Consider the following 22,504-nt stretch of genomic DNA (forward strand, 5'->3'; position numbering starts at 1 on the left):
GGCCGGCACCAGAAAAGCATCGCGATGTTCGGACGCAAAAAGAAAAGCACTCTGATCTCTGAGCATGAGGCAGAAGCCCATGGCCAGGAGCAACCGCGCCTTGCCCCGCGCTCGCCGAGCGAGGCGCTGAAGCCCTCTTTGGCTCCGCCGCCTCCGCCGCGCCTGCGCCGCCGTCGCGGCGGCATGCTGTCCGTCCTGAGCGGACTGCTGACGCTGATCGTGGCTGTGGCGCTGGCTGGCCTCTTCGGGTTCTCGATGCTGCAGCAGGAGGTCACGGCCAAGGGCCCGCTGCAGACCGACAAGGTCGTGCTCATTCCGCGCAATACCGGCACGAGCGAGATCGCAGGCATCCTGAAGGAAGAGGGCGTGCTCAATCAGCCCTTCCTGTTCGAGGCTTATGCCCTCATCAACCGTCAGCGCGGCCAGCTCAAGGCGGGCGAGTTCCAGTTCAAGGCCGGAACGAGCATCGAGGAAGCCATCGATACCCTCGTTAACGGCAAAGCGATCCTCCACTCAGTCACGGTTCCCGAAGGACTCACGAGCGAGCAGATCATCGCGCGCCTTTACGAGAACGAGATTCTCTCCGGCGACATCGCCGAGACCCCGCGTGAGGGAACGCTGCTGCCCGATACCTATAAGTTCGAGCGCGGCACCACGCGCCAGCAGATCGTCGGCACCATGCAGGCGGCGCAGCGCCAGGCGCTGAACCAGATCTGGCAGCGCCGTTCGGCCGAGTTGCCGATCAAGTCGCCGCAGGAGCTCGTGATCCTCGCCTCCATCGTGGAGAAGGAGACGGGCCGCGCTGATGAGCGCACGCGTGTGGCGGGCGTATTCATCAATCGCCTCATGAAGCGCATGAAGCTGCAATCCGACCCGACCATCGTGTATGGCCTCGTCGGCGGCAAGGGCACTCTCGGCCGTGGCATCCTGCGCAGCGAGATCGAGGCTGCGACGCCCTACAACACTTATGTGATCGAGGGCCTGCCGCCCGGACCCATCGCCAATCCGGGACGCGCCGCGCTCGAGGCCGTCGCCAATCCATCGCGCACGAAGGATCTCTACTTCGTCGCCGACGGCTCGGGAGGCCACGCCTTCGCCGAGTCTTACGATCAGCACCAGCGCAACGTGGCGCGTTGGCGCCAGATCGAGAAATCGAAGCCGGCGCCGGACAGCAACAATGTCGATCGTATCGTCGATCCGGAGGCTCCCGGCCAGTCCGGCGCGGTGGACGACGGTTTGTCCGAGCTGCGCGGCACCGCCAACGCCCTGCCGGCGGGCTCATCTCGCCCCATCGTGGGGGCCAATGGCAGGCCCGGTCGTGCGCGCGGTTTCGATGCCAGCGAAGGCACAGACAAGGATCCGCTGAAGAACAAGACCTTCGATCTGACCAATCCGAAGAATGTTCCGAATCTGAAACAGCCCTGATTGTTGGCTGTTCTCTCATTGCAATCGACTTCAAACTCGGTGCGGATTATGGTCCCGCCGAGTTTTTTATTCTGTGTCTGAGGTTCTGTGCATGTCGATTGCAAGCATGACCGGTTTTGCCCGCGAGGCCGGCGTTACAGGCCCCTTTCAATGGGCCTGGGAGATCAAGACCGTCAACGGACGCGGGCTGGAAGTCCGGGTCCGTACGCCCTCAGGGCTTGATGCCATCGGCGAGGAAGCGCGCGGCCAGATCCTAAAAGCGCTGACCCGTGGTCAGGGCCAGCTCAACCTCTCGATTTCCAAGGCCTCGTCGTCGCCGAAGCTCAAGGTCAATCAGGACGTCCTGCAATCGCTGCTCTCGGCCATCGGCGGCCTGACGCTGCCGGACAACGTGAAGCCTGCATCCCTGGACGGGTTGCTCTCGGTGCGCGGCGTCGTGGAATTCGATGAGGATGCGGTCGATCCCGGACAGGACGAGGCTTTGACGAATGCGCTCAAAGGTGGGGTCGCCAAGCTCATTGAGGCCTTGAAATCCGCGCGGTTGAAGGAAGGGCAGGCTCTTGCCTCCGTCCTCAACCAGCAGCTCGACACCATTGCCGCGCTCGTCTCGGAGGCCGAGGCCTGCCCGGCGCGCCAGCCGGAAGCGATCCGCACACGGCTCGAAGCGCAGATCGCAGAACTGCTGGAAGGCAAGTCCTCGCTCGATCCGGCCCGCCTGCATCAGGAAGCCGTGCTTATCGCGGCGCGTGCCGATATCCGCGAAGAGATCGACCGCCTGCGCGCTCACGTGGACGCCGCGCGTGGGCTTCTAGGCGAGGGCGGCCCGGTCGGCCGCCGCCTCGATTTCCTGGCGCAGGAATTCGGGCGCGAGGCGAATACCCTGTGCGCAAAGGCCAATGATGTGGCTCTCTCGCGGATCGGCCTTGAATTGAAGGCCGTTATCGAGCAATTCCGCGAGCAGGTTCAGAACGTGGAGTGATGCGGTGAGTGAAGATTCGAAGCCTCTGGTCGGCCGTCGCGGCCTCATCCTCATCTTGTCCTCGCCCTCCGGCGCCGGAAAGACCACGCTCACCCGCAGCCTCGTGGACGAGCGAGCCGGTGAGCTTTCCATTTCCGTGACCACACGCCCGAAACGTCCGTCCGAGATCGAAGGAAAGCACTATCACTTCATCGAAGTGGAAGAGTTTCTCGCGATGCGCGACCGCGACGAGTTGCTGGAATGGGCCGAGGTCCACGGCAATTATTACGGCACGCCACGCAAGCCGGTGGAGAAGACGCTGGCCGCAGGTCAGGACATGGTCTTCGACATCGACTATCAGGGCACGCGCCAAGTGCGCCAGAAGCTGCCGGACGATGTGGTTACGGTCTTCGTTCTGCCCCCGAGCTTCAAGGAGCTGAAAGCCCGCCTGGAGCGTCGCGCCGAGGATGCGCCTGAAGTCATCGCCAAACGCCTCGCCAATGCGCGCGTCGAGATGGAGCGCTGGGTCGAGTACGATTACGTGATCGTCAATGAGGATCTCGGCGATTCCTTCGCGAAGCTCAAGGCGATCCAGACGGCGGAGCGCCTCAAGCGCGACCGCCTCGTTGGCCTGCAGGAATTCGTCGATGGCCTGCTCGCCGAGAAGCTCGACTGAGATATTCTCTACACGAGCGCCAATGCATTGCGGCGCTCATGCCGCGCAACGGCGTGTCCGAGCAGAATTTCCATCAGCTCCGGTGTGGGCAGTCCGCCGGCCTCCCAGAGTTTGGGATACATGCTGATGGAGGTGAAGCCGGGGAACGTGTTCGCCTCGTTGACGAAGATCGCTTCTTCCCGTTTCGGATCGACGAAGAAATCGATGCGAGCCATGGCTTCGCAAGCCAAGGCCTTGAAGGTTGCAATAGCGAGTTCCTGAAGCTTTTGAGTCTGCTCTGCCGACAACGCGGCGGGAATGCGCAGCATCGCGCCGTCCGCATCGATGTATTTCGCATCGTAGCTGTAGAAGCCGTGACTGCTTGCCGGCGCGATCTCTCCAAGAGGAGAAGCGCGGATCTCGCCTGACGCATTCTCCAGTACCGAGCATTCGATTTCACGCGCGCCTGCAACGCCTTTTTCCACGAGCAGCTTGCCATCATAGCGGAAGGCGTTTGTGCAGGCTTTCGCGAACTCATCCGCATTCGTTGCGCGCGCAACGCCGACGGAAGAGCCCATATTGGCGGGTTTGATGAAGAGATCGCTGGAGCCGAGCGCATCGACGGCGGCGTGGTAATCGATAGGCTTGTCTTGTGTGATCGTCACGAACGGCACTACGGGAAGACCGGCGTCGCGCAGCAGGCGCTTGGCGACATCCTTGTCCATGCCGGCAGCGGAGCCCATCACGCCGGAGCCGACGAAGGGAACGTTGGCGAGCTGGAGGAACCCCTGAACCGTTCCGTCCTCGCCATTGGGGCCGTGCAGAACAGGAACGACGGCATCGAGATGGAGGGAGCGGGAAGTCTTTCCGTCGAGAACGATCATCTCGCCATTACCGCCGGGAAGCAGCGCGACCTGGGGTGCGCCCTCGGTGATCTCGAGCGAGCGCGCGCCTCGTCCTGCGCCGTTGCCGCTGTCGCACAACACCCAGCGTCCGTCACGGCCGATGCCGATCAGTACGATGTCGTAGCGTTCTGGATCGAGCGCGCGCAGGACATTGGCGGCAGAGAGTTGCGAGACCTCATGCTCTGCCGAACGCCCTCCGAAGAGAAGTCCGATCGTCTTGCGCGTCTGCATCATGCATCTCTCCCGCTGCAGCCGAGAAGGGCTGCTGTGTCCGATGCATCATTGATAGGGCGGGTTAAGGTCTTCTGAAGAGGTGACGATCTTCAGCGTCGCGCTGCGTCGAGGGCATTGGCGAGCGCCACATAGCCTTCCACTGGCACGTTCTCGGCGCGGATCGTTTCTTCCAGGCCTGCGGCGGCGATGATCGGAGCAGGATCCGGCGCGATGGCCTTGAGGCTCTGGCGCAGCATCTTGCGGCGTTGCCCGAAGGCGGCGCGGGTGATGGCTTCCAGGGCCCCGATACGGCAAGGCAGGGGCGAGGCCTTCGGCGTCAGATGCACAATGCTCGACGTGATCTTCGGCGGCGGCACGAAGGCGGATGGCGGTACATCGAAGAGAATGCGCGCATCCGTGCGCCAGCCGCAGAGCACACCGAGCCGCCCGTAATCCTTCGGATCGTCCTCGGTCGCCACGATGCGCTCGGCCACCTCGCGCTGGAACATGAGGGTGAGGGAGGACCACCAGGGCGGCCAGGCCTCGCCCGTGAGCCAGCCGGTGAGCAGCGCCGTTCCCACATTGTAGGGAAGGTTGGAGATGATGCGCACGAGCCCGTCGCCGACCATGGGTCGCGGGTCGAATTCCAGTGCGTCGGCCTCGATCACTTCCAGGCGCCCCGGATAGTAATCGGCGATTTCGGCGAGAGCCGGCAGGCAGCGGCTGTCGCGTTCGATGGCGATGACCTTCTTCGCGCCTGCTGCCAAGATGGCGCGGGTGAGCCCGCCCGGGCCTGGGCCGACCTCGATGACGGTCGTGTCCTCCAAGGGGCCTGCGGAACGGGCGATGCGGCTCGTCAGGTTGAGGTCGAACAGGAAGTTCTGGCCGAGGGACTTCTTGGCCATGAGCCCATGGGTGCGAACGACCTCTCGCAGGGGCGGTAGATTGTCGATCTGACTCATGGCTTCCTCGCCTTTGCGCCAAGGCGCGCCGCCAGCTTGATCGCGGCGATCAGACTGTCGGGGCGCGCAATGCCCTTGCCCGCGATGTCGAAGGCCGTGCCGTGATCCGGCGAGGTGCGCACGAAGGGTAGGCCCAGCGTGACGTTCACCGCCTCGTCGAAGGCGATGGTCTTGATGGGGATGAGGGCCTGATCGTGATACATGGCAAGCGCCGCATCATAGCCCTTGCGGGCACGGGCGTGGAATATGGTGTCCGCCGGGAGAGGGCCGGATGCGGCGATGCCCTCGGCCTGCAGGGAAGCGACGGCCGGGGCGATGACCTTTTGATCCTCCGCGCCCATGGAGCCGTTCTCGCCCGCATGAGGATTGAGCCCGGCGATGGCGAGACGGGGATTGTTCAGTCCGAACCGTTCCTTCAACTCCCGCGCCACAATGCGCGCCGTGCGCACAATCAGCTCTGTGGTGAGGGCCGCAGGCACGGCGGAGAGGGCGATGTGGACTGTGACCGGCACTACAGCCAGCTCCTTACTCCAGAGCATCATCACCGGATGATAGGTGTTCCCGTCCTCGCCGGCGAGAGCGGCAAGGAACTCCGTATGTCCCGGATGCCGAAAGCCGGCATCGTAGAGCACGTGCTTCGCGATCGGATTCGTGATGACAGCGCTGGCCACACCGCTGCGCACGAGATGGACTGCCGTTTCGATGGATTCGATCACCGAGAGCGCCGAGGCAGAATCGGGCCTGCCCGGCTGAACCGATACCGAGGCCTTCAATGGAATCACAGGGAGGGCCTGAGAAAAAGCGGAGGCTGTCTGCGCGACGTCGACCGCCGCTATAGGCACGGTCCAGCCCAGATTCTTGGCGACCCGTTCCAGATACGTGGGATCGGCCAGGACAGCGAAAGGCGGGAGGCTTTCCTGATCACGCTGGAGCCAGGCCCGGAGGGTTAATTCCGGCCCGATGCCGGCCGGGTCGCCTTGGGTCAGGAGGAGAGGGCGTTCAAGCCCAGCCACTACTTCGCCACGCCTTCTTCGGAAGTGCCGTCGTCGCTGCCACCAATATTCTGGCTAATCGAGGCCTCGCCAAGGGTGCGCAGCTCAAGGCTCAGCATGACGGTGTGGTTGCGGTCCTTCTCACCCGAATTCGCGGCCACAGAACGCGGTGTCATGATGTACTTGATCGAGAGGGTCGTGCACTCGTCCACATAGCCGAGGCCGAGGGACATCGAGCTGACATAAGCCAGGTCCTGCCGGTTGTAGACGGCCGTATCGGGGTTCCTGGCGAATTGCAGGGCGTAGGTTTCACGCGCCAGCAGATAACGGTCGAGATCCAGCAGCACCGAGCCCGACACATACCAGTTCGGCGTCAGGTTCCAGGTGGCGGAACCCAGAAGGCCTTCGCGGCGGCGTGGGAAGCCGATATCGGGCTGGGCCTCGTAGCGGGCATAGGTCAGCGAGGTCGTGAGCGGCAGATAGGGGTCGAAGTTTGCCCTGAAGCTGGCCTCGATGCGGTTCACGTCGAAGTCGTCCTGATCGAACCGCGCGCGGGTCAGGAAAGCGAAGTTTCTGTTCGGAGAGATCTGGAGGCGGCCGACGTAATCCGAAGCGCGGGAATCCAGTCCCGAGTCGAGGCCCACATTGGCCAGATCCGCCTGACGGAACGAATTGCGGCCGGCAACCTGATAGGACTGGCCGAACAACACGTTGGCGTAGAAGTTGTCTGCGCCTGTGACGGTGTACTGGATGCCGAGATTGGCGCGAACACCGCCCTCGGCGCGATCGTAACCGGAGAACTTGTCCCAATCGAAGAGGGAGGTGTCGTCAAAGACGAGACTCTGCGCGTCCTCATTCGGCAGGTGACCAATCTTGGTCTCGTTCGGGCGTGCGATGATCTGTGCGATCGGTTCGATCACCTGGCGGCCCGAGGTGCCGAGGCTGGCCACGAAGGGATAGCGGTATTCCACGCCCACAGCCGGAGTGGCGCGGAACAGATAATCGTCGTCGCCTTCAATATAATTGGCCAGATTGACGTTCTGATAGCCGTCAAAATCAGGAGCGATCCAGAAATTGTCGGCGCGGACATAGGCGAACGGCGTCCAGACCTGCCCGATCGGATCGACGAATTCACGGCGCCAGGAGGCGGTGATCGAGGCGCGGGACATGGAGCCGCTGGCACCGCGTACCAGGCACTCCTCAGGATCGAAGATCGCGCAGGTCTGATAGATGCTGAAACGCCTCGTGTTCGTCGCCGTCAGCGGTTCGAACTGGCTCGCTTCGCGCGAGAGGCTCGTCACGTTGACGTTGAGGCCGAACTCGCCGCCGATGACCGGCGGGGTGATGCGCTTGTCATAGTCGATCACCGGGTGAACGACGGGCTGCTGCTTCTGCCAGTCCCTGGTGGACAGGACCTGGAAATAATAGCCGCGCATGTCGAAGAAAGAGCGGTCACCCTGGCCCTGCAGATAGAGCGTCGAAACCGATTCCTTCAGGTAGATCGACTGAAGGCTCTCGCTGCGGATGTGATAATTGTCCAGGAACCACTTGTCCGAGACGAGGGCGAGGTCCCAACCCCATTTCCAGCGCTCGTTGATGTGGAACTGGCCGGCCGTTTCCAACGAGCCGCGCCATTCACGATCGCCGGCACCGCGCGGGCTGAGGAGGAATGCGTCCTGATCCTGCTGGGCGATGCCGGCGACGCGGATGTTGTACGCACCCGTTTCAAGCCGGTGACGCCATTCCGCCTCGCCGAGAACACCCTGGCGGCTTAGGAAGGTCGGGGCGACGGTCAGGTCGTAGTTCGGGGCAATGGCCCAGAAAAACGGGAGGCCGACACCCATGCCGAGCGTGTTCGAGATCACGTAGCGCGGGGCAAGAAAGCCCGTCTTGCGCTTGACCGTTGGATCCGGCGTCCAGAAATAGGGCAGATAGGCAACGGGCAGGCCGAGGATCTCGAGGGTAGCGTCCTCGTAATAGATCGTCTGCTCGCTGTTGTTATGAATGATCTTCGCGGCCTTGACCTGCCAGAGCGGTGGGCGCTCCGGATTGTCCTTACAGGGCTCGCAGGCCGTGTAGGTGCCGCGCTCGAAGGTGGTGGTCTCGCCCGCAGCACGCTCGGCGCGCGGCGAGGAGAAGCGAGTCGTGACCGTCCGGCCGTTATCGACCACGGTTTGCGTGACGCGCAGGGAATCGATGAAGCCGTTCTTGAAGTCGTCCGTCAGCTCGAACCGGTCGCCCGTGACCACGGCGCCGCTGGCATCGGTGAGGCGGGCATTGCCCTCGGCATAGACGCGGCCGGTGTTCCGGTCATAGGTGACCTTGTCGGCCTGGAGCGTCCGGCCCTGGTAGTTCATCTGGACATCGCCGGCCGCGGCGATCGTGTTCTTGTCGTTGTCGTAGATGATTTCCTTGGCGTCCACGAGCAGGCGATCGCCGTTCGGATTCGCCTGGAGACGGGCGCTGAGATTCTCGTTGAGCGACTGGGCGAGCGTAGGGCTTGACCCAACGGCACATAGAAGTGCCGTTGCGACCGCAGATAGTGCGATCGTTGCCTTAAGCCCTTGCATCCCCACTCCTCAAACCACGTCTTATTATGAGAACGGGGGTCAGCCGTCCTCTTGGTACAATAACGCCAAGGTTCCCAGGAGACTGCCTACTACAGCAGGGAACCAGGCTGCAACAACTGAGCTGATGATCCCCGAAGCACCAAGCTCCGCCATAAGCTCAGTGGCGACATAAAGCATGAACCCGGCGGCGACGCCACCCAGAACCATCATCGCTACACCACCAAATCGAAAGAATCTTAACGACACCGATGCGGCCACAAAAACCATGGCGATGAAGAGCAGGGGGCGGGCCATGAGGATGTCGTAATGGAGCTTGTAGGCGGTGGTATTCAAGGCCGCCCGCTCCATACGCTGAATCGTCTCGCGAAGTTCCCAGAACGGTACGGAATCGGGGTCGATGAAGCTTTGTCTCAGCTGGGAAGGCTGAAGATGCGAGGCGATAAGATAGCGCTCGTGGGATTCGGGCTCTTCTGTTGCCGAAAGGACACGGGCATCGCGCAGTTCCCAGAAGCCCTCGTGAAGGGCTGCTTCCTTAGCTTCGATTCGATGGGTGAAGCTCCCTTCCAGGTCGAAGGTGTAGACGGTCACGCCCACCAAGGCGGCCGCATCGGTCCGGGAGCCGTCGGCCCGGATCACGGCATATCCGTCCTGGCTCTTCTGCCGCAGCCAGATGGCTTTGCCCGAACTCTGGGTCGTGCGGGAGAAAATCTTGTTTTCCAAGGATGCCGCACGCTGCTTCAGGTGAGCCGATAGGGGGTTGTAGGCCGTGACTGAGCCAACCCCGATCAGAAGGGCCACGAATAGGCCGGGCTGCAGGAACTGCCAGGCGGAGATGCCGGCGGCGCGGGCCACCACCAGCTCGAGCTTGCGGCTGAGCTGAAGCAGGGCTGCCATGCTGCCGAAAAGCACGGCAAAGGGCATGACCTGCTCGGCAATGGCCGGGGTTCTGAACAGGGCAAGGGTGGCGACGAGCCCCGTGGTCGCGTTCTCCGCATCGCCCGCGCGGCGCATCAGCTCGACGAAATCGAGGGTATAGACGAGCGCGAACACCGTCGCGAAGACGATGAAGATCGTCTTGACGAACTGGCGCGCGAAATAGAATCCGAGAGTTCGGCCGATCAGCATGGTCAGGTCCCTTGAGCAGCCGTTTTGCGCGACAGGAACAGGCCGCTGAAGGTGGAGCGGATCCGGTTGTTCATGCTCCGGATCGTCGCTCCCTTGAAGATGAACAGCAGGCTGAGGAAGATGCCGCCGAGAGGCACCCCGTAGATCAGCAAGATCGCGGCCGGCGAACGGGCAACCGCGCTGGAGGCGGCAAAGCCCAGGACCCTGAGCAGCACGACCCCGGCGATGGCTGTTGCGATGGCCAGACTGCGTCCCTGTCGGGTCGTTCGCGCCTCTCCGAGGGCGGCAAATGCGATCATCATCATGGCCAGGGGATAGAGCCATGCCGAGAGGCGGTCATGCAGCTCGGCCCTGAAACGGCCCGTCTGGGCTTTGTAGAGATATTCGTCCTTATCCGGAAAGAGCAGCTGCATCGTGCTTCGCTCGCGAGGCTTGTAGACGACCTCGCCGTTTTCCTGATTGAAGGCCGCCAGGTCGACCGCGTAGCTCTCGAACACGACGATGGAGGAATCCTTGCTCTTGGGGTCCTTGCGCTGCACGCTGCCCTTTTCGAGCACAAGATAGGCCTGCCCGTCCTTCTCGACGGTCTGGCCGCGCTCGGCGAGATAGACGATGGGCTTCTTCTTGTCGCGCTGGTCTTCCATGAAGATGCCGAGCAGGGCATCGCCCGAGCGCTCGCGGTAATGGAAGGTGATGCCGTTCTCGAGCGTGATGAACTGCCCCTCCTTGGCCATAGTGGCCACGAAATCCGCCCTGATCCGGGTGAACAGCATGCGCAGCTCCTGGAAGCTCGCGGGCATGAGGTATACCGAAATAATTCCCACAATGAGGCTGATGAACATCGCCAGGGCGATGAAGGGGCGCAGAAGCCGCTGAGGGGCCATACCGCCTGCGCTCATGACGATAAGCTCGGAATCGCCGTTCAGCTTGTTGAGGGTATAGATCGTCGCCATGAACAGGGCGACCGGCGCGATGACGCTGATGAGCGCGGGCAGGGAAAGCCCCGTCACCGTCAGGAAGATGAGAAGCGTCTGGCCCTTGCCCGTCAGAAGATCGAGCTCACGCAGAGCCTGCGTGATCCAGATGACGCCGGTCAGGGCGATCAGACACGCGGCAAAGGCGTTGAAGGCGATTTTCAGAATGTAGCGTTCGAGAAGTGTCATGAAACCCTTCGCCCCTGGGCGCGAAGGGCCAGGGTTACCTTGTCGCTAGGTCTTAAGGCAAGACGGGCGTTTTCAACAGCCTGAGATTGCGCCTATTTCACGGCGGGGCCCGGCATGCCCTATATGAGGGCGGTACCAAAGCGGAGATGCCGGAAACCGGATCTCCTACAGTCAAAACAAGAGGGTTTCATGGCCGAGAGCTTCAAGATCGACTTCCAGCCGCACGGCAAGGTCGAATCCGGCGATCTCATCGTCTTCGTCGGGGACAATCTCAAGCCCACGCCGGCGGTTGCCAAGCTGATCGGCTCCAAGGCCGTCGATCTCATCGCCAAGGCCGCCTCTGCCGAGAACTTCAAGGGTAAACCGAAATCCGCCATGACCATCGTGGTGCCGAACGGCCTGACGGTGGATCGCCTGATCGTGATCGGCGTCGGGGGCGAGAAGGAGAGGGCGGATGTGGATTTCGTTCAGCTCGGCGGCCTGATCTCCGGCAAGACCAATGGCAAGACGGCCACCGCCGTGCTCGACCTGCCTGGAATCCAGGTCTCGCCGGAGGCAGCGGCCGACATCGCGCTCGGCGTGCAGATGCGCCGCTACAGCTTCGACCGCTACAAGACCAAGAAGAAGGATGAGGACGAGAAGAAGAGCGCGGCCCGTCTCGTGCTGAGCGTGGCTGACCCGGCGGCCGTGAAGAAGGTCTACAAGGCCCGCGAGAGCGTGCTTCAGGGCGTCAATCTCGCCCGCGATCTCGTCAACGAGCCGCCGAATGTTTTGGGTCCGCAGGAATTCGCGGCTCGCGCTCAAGAACTCACCAAGCTCGGTGTGCAAGTCGAGATCCTCGACGACAAGGCCATGAAGAAGCTCGGCATGGGCGCGCTGCTCGGCGTGGCCCAAGGCTCGGTGCGTGGCGGACGTATCGCTATCATGCGCTGGAACGGCGGTAAGGCGAACGACAAACCCATCGCCTTCATCGGCAAGGGCGTGGTGTTCGACACCGGCGGCATCTCGATCAAGCCTGCTGCCGGCATGGAGGACATGAAGGGCGACATGGCGGGCGCGGCCTGTGTGGTCGGCCTCATGCATGCGCTGGCTTCCCGCAAGGCGAAGGCGAATGTGGTCGGCGCCATCGGCCTCGTGGAGAACATGCCCGACGGCAACGCCCAACGCCCCGGCGACATCGTCACCACCATGTCGGGCCAGACCATCGAGATCATCAACACGGACGCGGAAGGCCGCCTCGTTCTCGCCGACGTGCTCTGGTACGTGCAGGACCGCTTCAAGCCGAAATTCATGGTCGATCTCGCCACGCTCACCGGCGCGATCCTCGTCGCATTGGCGCAGGAATATGCGGGCCTGTTCTCGAACAACGACGAACTCGCCGAGCGCCTCGCCGTTGCTGGCAAATCTACGGGCGAACGCGTGTGGCGCATGCCGATCGGGCCGGAATTCGACAAGATGATCGAGTCGAAATTCGCCGACATGAAGAACACGGGTGGCCGCTTCGGCGGTTCGAGCTCGGCTGCTGCTCTGCTCCAGCGTTTCGTCAACGATACGCCCTGGGCACATCTCGACATCGCCGGCACTGCCATGGGCTCACCGCAGAGCGAGATCAATCGCGGCTGGGCTTCGGGCTGGGGCGTGCGCCTGCTCGACCGCCTCGTGCGCGATCACTACGAGGCATAAGTCAAAAAGCGTCATTCCGGGGCTGCGCGAGCGGAACCCGGAATGGCGAAACGAGAATGGCGCTCTCTTCCGACAACGATCCCGGATCGGCTTCGCCGTCCGCGGTGACGAGATGTGAATGGCCGAGATCCTTTTCTACCATCTTCAGCAGCAGCCGCTTGAAGCCGTGCTGCCCACGCTCCTGCAGAAGACGCTGGAGCGCGGCTGGCGCGCGGTGGTGCAGGTCTCGACCGAGGAGCGCATGGCGGCTCTCGACGATCACCTCTGGACCTTTACCGACGAGAGTTTTTTGCCGCACGGCACGGACCGCGAGGCCCATGCGGCGGACCAGCCTATCCTGATTACCTTGAGCGGCGACAACCCCAACGGCGCCGCGATCCGCTTCCTGGCCGAAGGCGCCCCCCTGCCGGAGGAGATCGGCTCCTACCAACGCCTCGCCATCCTGTTCGACGGCAACGATGTGCAGGCGCTCGCCATCGCGCGCGATCAGTGGAAGGCCGTGAAGGAAGGCGGCCACGACGCCACCTATTGGCAGCAGGACGACAACGGGCGCTGGCAGCGCAAGGCTTGAGCCGGACACAAAGTGTTCATCGTTTTCAGGCTTGCAACCTCCTCGCGCCTCTCCAGTTTCCCGAAGGCCTAAAGGAACATTGCCATGCTTCGCGCCTTCCGATTGCCCGTTTCCGCCGCGCTCTGCCTGTTGCTCTCCACGCCCTTTGCCATCGCGCAGGAGCAGCAGCGAGGCGAACAGCAGGAATCCCGCAGGCCGCGATCCGAGGCACAGGCGCAAGCCCTCCCACCGGAATCGGTCACGCGCCACACGCTTGAGCTGCCAAGCCGCACTCTGCAGTTCACCGCGACAGCAGGCCACCTCACGCTCACTGACCAGCAGGGCGCGCCGCAAGCCGAGATTGGCTTCGTGGCCTACACGAAGGATGGATCGGACCCCGCGACGCGGCCTGTCACCTTCGCGGTGAATGGCGGGCCGGGCGCATCCTCCGCTTACCTGCATCTTCTCGCTGTCGGCCCATGGCTGCTGCCGCTCGATGGCCCAACGATCAGCCCGTCAGCTCCGACGGCGCTCGTGCCCAATGCGGAAACGTGGCTCGACTTCACCGACCTCGTCTTCATCGATCCGCCGGGCACCGGTTACAGCCGCGTGATCGGCGGCGATCAGGTGCGCGAGAGGTTCTATTCCGTGCAGGGCGATATTGATGGATTGGCCGCTGTCGTCATGCGCTGGCTGAAGGAGAAGGGCCGGCTCACCTCACCGAAATTCTTCGTCGGTGAAAGCTATGGCGGCTTCCGGGGGCCGCTGCTGGCGCAGAAGCTGCAGAACGATCAAGGCATCGGCTTCAGCGGTCTCGTGCTCGTGTCGCCCGTGTTCGATTTCGACTGGCTCGATCAAGGTGCGGGTGCGCCCTGGATCAACGCGGCCCTGCTGCCGTCATTGGCTGCGGCGAAGCAGTCGCGCGATGGCACGGTGTCACGCGAGAGTTTGCGGGAGGCAGAAACTTATGCTTCTTCCGAATATCTCGTCGATCTCATGCGCGGCCTGCAGGACAAGGATGCCGTTGATCGGGCGAGCCGTCGTGTCGCCGAGTTGAGCGGATTGTCTCCCGATCTCACGCGGCGTCTGGCAGGCCGCATCGACATGCGTACGGCGCAGCGCGAATTGCGCCGTGGCTCGTCGGAGATCGTGAGCGCCTACGACACCAATATCGCCATTGCCGACCCCAATCCGTATTCGCAGTTCTCGCGCTTCGAGGATCCCGTGCTCGATGCGATGACAGCGCCTTTGTCGAGCGCCATCATTCAGCATCTGACCGGCGCGCTGAACTACAAGGCGGAGGGGCGCTATAACCTGCTCAACGGCTCCATCAACGGTGCCTGGCGCTGGGGCAATGGGCGGACTGCGCCGGAGAACCTCGAGGAGCTGCGGCAGGCGCTCTCGCTCGACAGTAAGATGCGCGTACTCGTCACCCATGGCTTCACCGATCTCGTGACGCCGTACTTCGCCTCGAAGCTCCTTCTCGATCAGCTTCCCGATCTCGGTCCCCAGAAGCGTGTGGCCCTGAGCGTTTACGAGGGCGGCCACATGTTCTATTCACGGCAGGCATCGCGGCAGGCCTTCCGCACGGATGTGCAGCGCCTCTTCGACGAGGCCTTGCAGGCCAGGACCGCCAATGGGGATTGATCAATGCGTCTGAAGGTTTTGTCGTGCGTGGCTCTCGCCGCTCTGGGCCTGTCCGCCTGCAACAGCACAAGCTCCGCCCCACCGCCGGTGGCCGCTCCGGCCCCTGTGGTTGCGGCACCGACCGGCCCCACCTTCGACGGCCCGCTTCTCGGCCCTGACGGACGCTGCACCGGCACGCCCACAGGCACCGCCACTGTCATCGAGCCCGGTATCGGCGAATGCGATCTTGTGCGCCTCAAGGGCAAGCCCGCCACCGACGTGCTCGTCGGCGAAAGTGGCAAGGGCCAGCGCGAAGTACAGGTGCTCTATTCCGAGCCCGGTGGCCGCGAGCTGTATTTCTTCGTGAACAATCGACTGGACCGCATCTCGAAGCCGTAATCTGGTAGCTATTTATGAAGCTGTTTGATCTCATCCTTGGGCGGAAGAAGAAACCTCAAACCCTCAAAGACATTCATCAGAGGCTGGCTGACATCATTGGCCAAGCCATCCCTGAAGATTGGACAAAAGCCTGGATCAAGGCGCAGATGCACACCGGCAACGCCGAGTTCGATTTTATGTATGTGCAGCCTGCCAATACGACGCCGGTGCCATTTCACGATCAAGCGAGCCCGTTCATCGGGGATATCTACAAGAGCTTCAAGGCGATGAGAGAGGCGTTCGTCCAATCCGGTCAGCCGGCATGGCGCTCCGCAACATTCATAGTTGAGAGCAATGGCCGTTTCGTCGTCGAGTATGGGTACGATTGATCTCACGGTTGGAGATCAGTTTTCCCTTACAGCGCTTTTAGACGCTGGCTCCCTCAATTTCTTCGCTCACCATCAACCATTCCTCTTCGAGAGAGGCGAGGGTGTCGGCCGCTTCCGCGCGCATCTTCGATAGTTCGGTGGCCTTCGCGGAATCCTTCAGGAAGGCCGTGCCGTCGGCAAGGGCCGCGTCGACTTTTCCGATCACATCGTTGAGTTTCGCCATGCGCGCTTCGATGGCATCGAGCTTTTTGCGCAGGGGCGCGAGCGCGGCACGCTTTTCTGCCGCCGCGCGGCGCTCGTCCACCTTCGATGTGGTGGGTGCCGAGGCCTTGTCGTCCTGTTTCTGCGGGTCGAGATCGCCCGACAGGATGAGCTGACGATAATCGTCCATGTCGCCGTCGAAGGACTTCACCGTGCCGTTGCCGACGATCCACAGGCGGTCGGCGCAGGCTTCGATTAGAAAACGGTCGTGGCTCACTAGGACCACCGCGCCGGTATAGTCGTTGATGGCTTCCATCAGCGCCGTGCGGCTGTCGATGTCGAGATGGTTCGTCGGCTCGTCGAGAATGAGCAGGTGAGGGCCGTTGAAAGCCGCAAGCCCCATGAGCAGGCGTGCCTTCTCGCCACCGGAAAGTGACGAGACGGGCGTGTCGGCCTTCGCGCCGGGAAAGCCAATCTGCGCCGTGCGGGCGCGGATCTTGGCGACCGGCGTATCGGGCATCCGCTCGGCCACATGATCGTAAGCGGTCGCCTTCGGGTTCAGCTCGTCGAGCTGATGCTGCGCGAAATAGGCGACATCCATGCGGTTGACGCTGCGCATCTCGCCCTTCATCGGCTCGAGCCTGCCGCCGATGAGCTTACAGAAGGTGGACTTGCCGTTGCCGTTGGAGCCGAGCAGTGCGATGCGGTCATCAGGCGCGATGGTGAGGTTCAGGCGGTCAAGCACAATGCGCTCGCCATAGCCCACCGCGCCGCCTTCAACGGTCACCAGAGGCGGCGCGGCGGGGCGTTCGGGGCCAGGGAGATTGAAGGGCATCACGTCGTCTTCGACGATGGTCGTGATCGCTTCCATCTTGGCGAGGCGCTTCACGCGCGACTGCGCCTGACGCGCCTTCGAAGCTTTCGCCTTGAAGCGGTCCACGAAGGCCTGGAGGTGTTTGCGCTCGGCCTCTTGTTTTGCCGCCATCTTCGCGGTCAGCTCGCGCTTTTCCGCGTATTGCTTGGCAAACGACGTATAGCCGCCGCGATAAATCGAGAGCTTGCCGCGGTCGAGATGCAGGATGTGGTTGACGCAGGTGTCGAGCAGCTCGCGGTCGTGGCTGATGACGAGAACCGTGTGCGGATAGCGCCCGAGATAATCATAGAGCCAGAGCGTGCCCTCTAAGTCGAGATAGTTCGTCGGCTCGTCGAGAAGCAGCAGGTCCGGCTCGGTGAACAGCACGGCTGCAAGCGCCACGCGCATGCGCCAGCCGCCCGAAAAGTCGGAGCAGGGACGCTGTTGCGCCTCGGCATCGAAGCCGAGGCCGTGGAGGATCGCGGCGGCGCGGGCGGGAGCGGAATGCGCGCCGATATCGGTGAGCCTCATCTCGATCTCGGCCCGGCGGATGCCATCCGCATGCTCAGCCTCGGCGAGGAGGGCGCTGCGCTCCTTGTCGGCGGCGAGAACCACGTCGATGAGGCGCTCCGGGCCGCCGGGGGCTTCCTGCGCCACCGCGCCGATCCGCATGCCGCGGGGGAGGGTGATGCTGCCGCTCTCGGTGGCGAGCTCGCCCTGGATAATCTTGAACAGGGTGGTCTTGCCCGCGCCGTTTCGCCCGACGAGCCCCACCTTCGCGCCGTCAGGCAGGTTGAAGGAGGCATGGTCGAGGATCAGGCGGTCGCCGATGCGGTAGGTCAGGTCGTTGACGTGGAGCATGCCGCCTTTTGGCCCGTGAAGGGGGCTCTGGCAAGGTCCGTTCATACGCAATAGCCATGAATAGGAAGGGCGGTGAATGACCGGGCGGTCAAAGCCTGATAAAGTAAGCGGGAAGTCTAGACGGCTAAGAAACGTGATATAGTTATAGTCGAACTAGCGGTCGCGGGTGGGATAAAGACATGGGTCGGCTTGCCAATGTTCAGTTGTTCAGGGGTCTGGAGATTGATCTGGTCCCCTTCGAGGCGCGGTCTAACTGGCGCCGCTTCGATCCGGAGGAGGTCATCGTCGATTTCGATGAGCTCTCCAACGACGTTTATTTCCTGCTCTCGGGCGAGGTGCGGGTGCTGATGCGCACAGCCTCCGGCAAGGAAGTGATCCTCAACGAGATGAAGCCCGGCGAGGTGTTCGGCGAACTCGCTGCCCTCGACGGCATCAAGCGCTCTGCAAATGTGACCGCCCTCACGAGGGGCGAGGCATGCGTGATGCCAGCGAACGTGTTCAAGGAGCTGCTCTTCGCCAACCAGCCCGTGTCCGAGCGCCTTTTCTGCCTCATGGCCTCGCGGCTGCGCGAATTGAACGCCAAGTTCATGGAGCAGACGGTGTTGGATCTGCGGCACCGGCTTTATTCGGAGCTTCTGCGCCTGTCCGTGCCGCGCGGCGAAAGGGGGATCGAGCGGGTCATCACCCCACCGCCTTTCCACCATATCGTTGCCGCCCGCATCGGCTGCCGCCGCGAGCAGATCACGCGCGAGTTTACGATGCTGACCCAGGAAGGCCTGATAGAGCGCACCCGCGGCGCCCTGATCCTGCGCCAGCCGGAGGTGCTGAAGGAGCGTGTGGCCGAAGCGATGCGGGCGGATCGTTGAGCTTTCATAGAACCACTAGGGCCTCAGCCTAAAGGGACGTTGATCAAAAGCCTCGCAAGCGGCATTGCGGGGCTTTTTGCTAGATGATTAGCATTCTGTCCCGAAATAAAACAACCAGACTTGAGAAAATTATTTGGCGTGTAATCTACGTTACATGAGGCATTATCAAATATTTCAAAGTCTTGTTTAATTTAGGAATAATATTATTCGTCGATATTCATAGGCCAAATGGTCTAGGCCTGCAGCTAAGAGTGGTGATGTGACCCAGCGTCATCCAACTTGGCGTCAAATTTACTAAAAAATATTGGTTGTTCACATGTAAACACTCTCTGATTAGAGAGTATGAAAGAGCCAGATTTTAAAATCACTTCGAAGCCTGACAGTGCCGGGCAAGGTGAAAATGCCTTGGCGCAAGTTCCTTTCGACGTGGGGTTTATGCAATGGCAACCAATTCATTTGAAGCCGAGCTTTATCGTCTGGGCATCCTCTTCGGCGGTACCGGCGCGACCTATGGTGGCTCCGGGGGGCCAGGCTCTGGGATTCCAGGCGACGGCCCCACTACGACGATCGAGACAGGCGGTATCGTATTCCCTCCTTTTCCAATGGCGCGCACTTGCGACATTGACCGGATGGATGAGGACGGTGATTTCGGCGGCGAAGAATGGATCCCTCGCGGGAATGGAGCCGCGTACGACCCAGAATTAGAAGGTGCAAGCGGCGATCCGCTCATCGATGGGAACGCTTTATGGGATATGGTAGGCAGTGCCATTAGTCGCGCAGGCAATGCACTCCTTGAAAGCCTTCGGGACGATGAGGATACCGACAGCACTCCTCCAACCCCTGGACCTGGGACTGGCCCGGATTCTGTCGATGAAAATTCCGTTGATGTCCGTGTCACGATGAAGTTCGGCGCCACAACCTACTCGGCGAATGTGCGATCGAGAGGTGATGGTAACGATAGCCTTGTCGGAAACGCGGAAAGGGACTGGTTCGGCGGCGGTGGCGGCAATGACACCCTGCATGGCGCGGGGGGCAACGACAGTCTTTTCGGAGAGGCCGGAAACGATCTGATCGATGGCGGCGAAGGCCATGACTACCTGTACGGCGGCGAAGGCGACGATCGCATTCTCGGAGGTGTCGGTTCCGATCTCCTGAGTGGCGATGCCGGTAACGATACCCTTGATGGCGGCGAGGACAACGACAGCATCCTGGGTGGCGCGGGCGATGACTTGCTCATTGGCGGCGGCGGTAAGGATACTCTGAGCGGCGGTGACGGCAACGACACTCTCGAAGGCGGCGAGGGCAACGACATTCTCGACGGATGGTGGGGTGATGACGTCGTCAATGGCGGCAACGGCGATGACATCATTCTCGGCAGCCTCGGTGCCGACACGCTCAACGGCGGCGCGGGGGTGGATACCGTCAGATACTCGAGCAGCGCCAGCGGGATCTACATTGACCTTGCGGTGGGATATGGCAGCCGCGCAGCGCAAGGTGACGTTCTTCGCGATGTAGAGAACGTCATCGGCAGCTCGCATGACGATACCATTATCGTCGGCAACGCCAGCGGCCAATACTTCAACGCCTATGATTACCTCGTCAAGAATAACGACGTGTATCGCCACATGCTGCAGATGCAGCTGGGCTTTGACTACGCCTATTATCACTGGCTGAACTACGGTCGCTTCGAAGGGCGTGCCGGCGGCTGGAGCGGCGGTTCGCAGACAGGCGCCGACTGGGGCAGTGCATTCGATGTGGCGGGTTATCTTGCCGCCAACCCGGATGTGGCCGCCTACAAGAAGAAGTACAACCTGTCCGACGCCTGGGTCTGGGAGCACTGGCTCGTCAACGGCGCGCATGAGGGCCGCGCGGGCGCCTTCAAGGTGTCCGGCTCGGTGATTGATGCGGGTGCCGGCAACGACACGGTGCAGGGCGGTGTCTATTCCGACTACCTCATCGGCGGCACCGGCAACGACGTGCTCGTGGGCCATCAGGGCCACGACGTGCTGGTCGGCGGCGAGGGCGACGATACGCTGCGCGGCGGCGACGGCGACGACCACCTCTATGGCGGCGCCGGCAACGACGTGCTCGACGACATGATCACAACCGGTTACGTCTACGGCCACGATAAGTTCGACGGCGGCAAGGGCGACGACCAGCTCTATGGACGCTTCGGCAACGACACGCTGTATGGTGGTGAAGGCAACGACACTCTCGATGGCGGCGAGGACAATGACCATCTCGACGGCGGTGACGGCCACGATGTGCTGATCGGCTACACCGGCAACGACGTGATCTACGGCCGCTTCGGCCGCGACACGCTGTCCGGCGGCGACGGCAACGACCATCTCGATGCCGGCGAGGACGATGACGTGGTCGATGGCGGCGACGGCCATGACGTGCTGATCGGCTATACCGGCAATGACACGCTGAACGGCGGCCAAGGTCAAGACACGTTGCTGGGCGGTGACGACAACGACAAGCTTTACGGCCACAACAGCCACGACCTGCTCTATGGCCAGGGTGGCAACGACCACCTTGACGGCGGCGACGGCAACGACACGTTGGATGGTGGCGAGGGCGATGATGATCTGCTCGGGTACTGGGGCGATGATCGCCTGCTCGGCGGCAGCGGTCACGACCGGCTTTATGGCCTAGACGACGACGACCTGCTCTACGGCCAGGACGGCAATGACACTCTGATGGGTGGCATGGGCCAGGACACGCTGTATGGCGGGGCCAACGAGGACCGACTGCATGGAGACGACGGCAACGACATCCTTGACGGCGAGGACGGCGACGACATGCTGTATGGCGAGGACGGCCATGATCAGCTCTCGGGCGGCAATGGAAGCGACTGGCTGTATGGCGGCTACAATGAGGACACGCTGTATGGCGGCGCCGGTGACGACCGCCTGTACGGCGAGGACGGCCACGACGTTCTGCAGGGCGGTGCGGGCAACGACACGATGTGGGGCGGGGCCGGCAGCGACAAGTTCGTGTTCCATGCGAACAGCGGTTCTGATGTGATCAAGGACTTCGGTTACGGCGACGTGATCCGCCTGGTGGGTGTGACGAGCTCGTATAGCGACTTCTGGGGCAGCAACAACAAGCCGAAGAACGTGCCGACCTGGACTGAGTTTAGGACCGTAGAGATCACGGTCAACGATGGCCGTAAGATCTTTATCGAGGGCATCAAGGCCGAGCAGCTCAAGGGCGGCGTGGTCGACGGCGCTTGGCAGTGGTGGATCTAAGCATCACCTCTGCACGAACCTGACAAGCACAAAACCCGCCGTGCACAACACGGCGGGTTTTGTTTTTAGTTCGCTAAGCTGCTTCAGCGGGGAGCCGATTGCGGCCCATAGGCCGCGAAGAATACCCGGATAGCATTCGCCACGTTCTTCTTGATCTCGTCCTGCGTCGGCGCACCACCCACGGCGAAAAGCTGGCGGCGCATGAGGCCGGAAACGCAGAGGTCGAGGAAATGCTGGGCGGCCACGCTTGTGTCCTCGATGGACAGACGCCCGGCCTCGACCTGACGGTCGAAATAGGCGGCAAGGCGGGCGATGCCCTGGCAGGGACCCGCTTCGTAGAAGGCTTGGCCGAGGGAAGGGAACTTCTCAGCCGCGCCGATGACCATTCGAATGGATGAAATGTGCTCCGGCGTTCCCATGCGCGTGAGATAGGTATGGCCGAGCTGGGTCAGCACGGAGCGCACGTCCGGATCTTCGGGGTCGAGCTTGAACAAAACCTCCGCCAGGCCGCGCTTCTCTTCCAGGGTCAGAGCGGCGAACAGGCTCTCCTTGCTGTCGAAATAGACATAGAGCGTGCCCTTGGAGACGCCGGCCGCCTTTGCGATCTCGCCCATGCTGGCGCCGTCGAAGCCGCTCGCCAGAAAAACCTGACGGGCTCCCTCCAAAATCTGGCGACGCTTGGCACTCTCCGCGCTCTCCTCCGTTGAGGGGGATGCGCTGGAAGAGGCATCCGAAGCGCGAGCGATATCTTTCAGGTCGCTCATGTGCGTTTTATCACCTCCTGGCTATTGACCGAACGGTTCGGTCAAATCATATGTAGTTCACTTAGTCATGATAGTCCAATGCCGCAAGAATGGATCCAGACTTTCTGGGTC

The 22,504-nt window shown here is 62.2% G+C and carries 18 protein-coding genes; 10 read left to right on the forward strand and 8 right to left on the reverse strand.

Translation table 11 applies throughout. From position 1 onward, the window contains the following. Positions 1 to 24: 24 nt before the first annotated feature. The 3 genes from mltG to gmk all read left to right on the forward strand — a co-directional run bounded on the left by mltG (position 25) and on the right by gmk (position 3,059). Complete coding sequence (gene mltG / locus MJ639_RS01040; RefSeq protein ID WP_243367902.1) at positions 25 to 1,425, forward strand: endolytic transglycosylase MltG; 1,401 nt, start codon at positions 25 to 27, stop codon at positions 1,423 to 1,425. A 91-nt stretch (positions 1,426 to 1,516) separates the two neighbouring features. Beyond that, a complete protein-coding gene (locus MJ639_RS01045; protein WP_243367904.1) occupies positions 1,517 to 2,404 on the forward strand; it encodes a YicC/YloC family endoribonuclease in 888 nt (295 codons plus the stop codon). Between the two features lie 4 nt (positions 2,405 to 2,408). After that, positions 2,409 to 3,059, forward strand: coding sequence for a guanylate kinase (gene gmk / locus MJ639_RS01050; protein WP_243367906.1), 651 nt, complete (start codon positions 2,409 to 2,411; stop codon positions 3,057 to 3,059). An 8-nt stretch (positions 3,060 to 3,067) separates the two neighbouring features. On the opposite strand, the gene MJ639_RS01055 is transcribed toward gmk, so the two are convergent. From MJ639_RS01055 to lptF, 6 genes are all read right to left on the reverse strand, one after another. Beyond that, positions 3,068 to 4,177, reverse strand: a complete 1,110-nt coding sequence (locus MJ639_RS01055; RefSeq protein ID WP_243367908.1) for a D-alanine--D-alanine ligase family protein — start codon at positions 4,175 to 4,177, stop codon at positions 3,068 to 3,070. An 89-nt stretch (positions 4,178 to 4,266) separates the two neighbouring features. Then, on the reverse strand, positions 4,267 to 5,118 hold the full coding sequence (rsmA, locus tag MJ639_RS01060; protein WP_243367910.1) for a 16S rRNA (adenine(1518)-N(6)/adenine(1519)-N(6))-dimethyltransferase RsmA: 852 nt from the start codon (positions 5,116 to 5,118) through the stop codon (positions 4,267 to 4,269). Next, on the reverse strand, positions 5,115 to 6,131 hold the full coding sequence (pdxA, locus tag MJ639_RS01065) for a 4-hydroxythreonine-4-phosphate dehydrogenase PdxA (RefSeq protein WP_243367911.1): 1,017 nt from the start codon (positions 6,129 to 6,131) through the stop codon (positions 5,115 to 5,117). The genes rsmA and pdxA overlap by 4 nt, the downstream gene beginning before the upstream one ends. Continuing rightward, complete coding sequence (locus MJ639_RS01070; protein ID WP_243367922.1) at positions 6,131 to 8,680, reverse strand: LPS-assembly protein LptD; 2,550 nt, start codon at positions 8,678 to 8,680, stop codon at positions 6,131 to 6,133. Before MJ639_RS01070 ends, pdxA begins: the two co-directional genes overlap by 1 nt. Before the next feature lie 39 nt (positions 8,681 to 8,719). Next, complete coding sequence (gene lptG, locus MJ639_RS01075; RefSeq protein ID WP_243367924.1) at positions 8,720 to 9,805, reverse strand: LPS export ABC transporter permease LptG; 1,086 nt, start codon at positions 9,803 to 9,805, stop codon at positions 8,720 to 8,722. 2 nt (positions 9,806 to 9,807) lie between these two features. Next, positions 9,808 to 10,968 carry an LPS export ABC transporter permease LptF gene (gene lptF / locus MJ639_RS01080; RefSeq protein ID WP_243367928.1) on the reverse strand — a complete coding sequence of 387 codons (1,161 nt, stop codon included), beginning with the start codon at positions 10,966 to 10,968 and terminating at the stop codon, positions 9,808 to 9,810. Positions 10,969 to 11,157: 189 nt separating this feature from the next. On the opposite strand from lptF, the gene MJ639_RS01085 reads away from it, so the two are divergent. The 5 genes from MJ639_RS01085 to MJ639_RS01105 all read left to right on the forward strand — a co-directional run bounded on the left by MJ639_RS01085 (position 11,158) and on the right by MJ639_RS01105 (position 15,594). After that, on the forward strand, positions 11,158 to 12,651 hold the full coding sequence (locus MJ639_RS01085) for a leucyl aminopeptidase (RefSeq protein WP_243367930.1): 1,494 nt from the start codon (positions 11,158 to 11,160) through the stop codon (positions 12,649 to 12,651). A gap of 118 nt (positions 12,652 to 12,769) precedes the next feature. After that, on the forward strand, positions 12,770 to 13,222 hold the full coding sequence (locus MJ639_RS01090; protein WP_243367932.1) for a DNA polymerase III subunit chi: 453 nt from the start codon (positions 12,770 to 12,772) through the stop codon (positions 13,220 to 13,222). A gap of 84 nt (positions 13,223 to 13,306) precedes the next feature. Beyond that, positions 13,307 to 14,848, forward strand: coding sequence for a S10 family peptidase (locus tag MJ639_RS01095; protein WP_243367942.1), 1,542 nt, complete (start codon positions 13,307 to 13,309; stop codon positions 14,846 to 14,848). A 3-nt stretch (positions 14,849 to 14,851) separates the two neighbouring features. Next, the gene (locus MJ639_RS01100) at positions 14,852 to 15,226 is read left to right on the forward strand and encodes a hypothetical protein (protein ID WP_243367944.1); all 375 of its coding nucleotides are present in this window, start codon (positions 14,852 to 14,854) and stop codon (positions 15,224 to 15,226) included. A 14-nt stretch (positions 15,227 to 15,240) separates the two neighbouring features. Beyond that, complete coding sequence (locus MJ639_RS01105; protein WP_243367947.1) at positions 15,241 to 15,594, forward strand: immunity protein YezG family protein; 354 nt, start codon at positions 15,241 to 15,243, stop codon at positions 15,592 to 15,594. A gap of 37 nt (positions 15,595 to 15,631) precedes the next feature. On the opposite strand, the gene MJ639_RS01110 is transcribed toward MJ639_RS01105, so the two are convergent. Then, the gene (locus tag MJ639_RS01110; RefSeq protein WP_243367949.1) at positions 15,632 to 17,509 is read right to left on the reverse strand and encodes an ABC-F family ATP-binding cassette domain-containing protein; all 1,878 of its coding nucleotides are present in this window, start codon (positions 17,507 to 17,509) and stop codon (positions 15,632 to 15,634) included. 179 nt (positions 17,510 to 17,688) lie between these two features. Here MJ639_RS01110 and MJ639_RS01115 point away from each other — a divergent pair, with 179 nt between their 5' ends. Both MJ639_RS01115 and MJ639_RS01120 read left to right on the forward strand, forming a co-directional pair. Beyond that, entirely contained in the window at positions 17,689 to 18,375 is a 687-nt protein-coding gene (locus MJ639_RS01115; protein ID WP_243367951.1) for a Crp/Fnr family transcriptional regulator, read from the forward strand. Positions 18,376 to 18,815: 440 nt separating this feature from the next. Further along, positions 18,816 to 21,629: a calcium-binding protein gene (locus MJ639_RS01120; protein ID WP_243367954.1), complete on the forward strand. Its 2,814-nt coding sequence runs from the start codon at positions 18,816 to 18,818 to the stop codon at positions 21,627 to 21,629. Positions 21,630 to 21,712: 83 nt separating this feature from the next. On the opposite strand, the gene MJ639_RS01125 is transcribed toward MJ639_RS01120, so the two are convergent. Next, positions 21,713 to 22,393 (reverse strand): TetR/AcrR family transcriptional regulator, encoded by a 681-nt coding sequence (locus MJ639_RS01125; RefSeq protein ID WP_243367957.1) that lies wholly within the window; start codon positions 22,391 to 22,393, stop codon positions 21,713 to 21,715. Positions 22,394 to 22,504 lie beyond the last annotated feature (111 nt).

The organism is Microvirga solisilvae, from assembly GCF_022808595.1.
Taxonomy (GTDB): Bacteria; Pseudomonadota; Alphaproteobacteria; order Rhizobiales; family Beijerinckiaceae; genus Microvirga; species Microvirga solisilvae.

What these genes read in the sequence shown, in the direction of transcription:
- mltG (WP_243367902.1), top strand. Translation starts at nt 25, where the DNA reads ATGTTCGGACGCAAAAAGAAAAGCACTCTGATCTCTGAGCATGAGGCA.
- MJ639_RS01045 (WP_243367904.1), top strand. Translation starts at nt 1,517, where the DNA reads ATGTCGATTGCAAGCATGACCGGTTTTGCCCGCGAGGCCGGCGTTACA.
- MJ639_RS01055 (WP_243367908.1), bottom strand. Translation starts at nt 4,177, where the DNA reads ATGATGCAGACGCGCAAGACGATCGGACTTCTCTTCGGAGGGCGTTCG.
- rsmA (WP_243367910.1), bottom strand. Translation starts at nt 5,118, where the DNA reads ATGAGTCAGATCGACAATCTACCGCCCCTGCGAGAGGTCGTTCGCACC.
- MJ639_RS01070 (WP_243367922.1), bottom strand. Translation starts at nt 8,680, where the DNA reads ATGCAAGGGCTTAAGGCAACGATCGCACTATCTGCGGTCGCAACGGCA.
- lptG (WP_243367924.1), bottom strand. Translation starts at nt 9,805, where the DNA reads ATGCTGATCGGCCGAACTCTCGGATTCTATTTCGCGCGCCAGTTCGTC.
- lptF (WP_243367928.1), bottom strand. Translation starts at nt 10,968, where the DNA reads ATGACACTTCTCGAACGCTACATTCTGAAAATCGCCTTCAACGCCTTT.
- MJ639_RS01085 (WP_243367930.1), top strand. Translation starts at nt 11,158, where the DNA reads ATGGCCGAGAGCTTCAAGATCGACTTCCAGCCGCACGGCAAGGTCGAA.
- MJ639_RS01090 (WP_243367932.1), top strand. Translation starts at nt 12,770, where the DNA reads ATGGCCGAGATCCTTTTCTACCATCTTCAGCAGCAGCCGCTTGAAGCC.
- MJ639_RS01095 (WP_243367942.1), top strand. Translation starts at nt 13,307, where the DNA reads ATGCTTCGCGCCTTCCGATTGCCCGTTTCCGCCGCGCTCTGCCTGTTG.
- MJ639_RS01100 (WP_243367944.1), top strand. Translation starts at nt 14,852, where the DNA reads ATGCGTCTGAAGGTTTTGTCGTGCGTGGCTCTCGCCGCTCTGGGCCTG.
- MJ639_RS01105 (WP_243367947.1), top strand. Translation starts at nt 15,241, where the DNA reads ATGAAGCTGTTTGATCTCATCCTTGGGCGGAAGAAGAAACCTCAAACC.
- MJ639_RS01110 (WP_243367949.1), bottom strand. Translation starts at nt 17,509, where the DNA reads ATGCTCCACGTCAACGACCTGACCTACCGCATCGGCGACCGCCTGATC.
- MJ639_RS01115 (WP_243367951.1), top strand. Translation starts at nt 17,689, where the DNA reads ATGGGTCGGCTTGCCAATGTTCAGTTGTTCAGGGGTCTGGAGATTGAT.
- MJ639_RS01120 (WP_243367954.1), top strand. Translation starts at nt 18,816, where the DNA reads ATGGCAACCAATTCATTTGAAGCCGAGCTTTATCGTCTGGGCATCCTC.
- MJ639_RS01125 (WP_243367957.1), bottom strand. Translation starts at nt 22,393, where the DNA reads ATGAGCGACCTGAAAGATATCGCTCGCGCTTCGGATGCCTCTTCCAGC.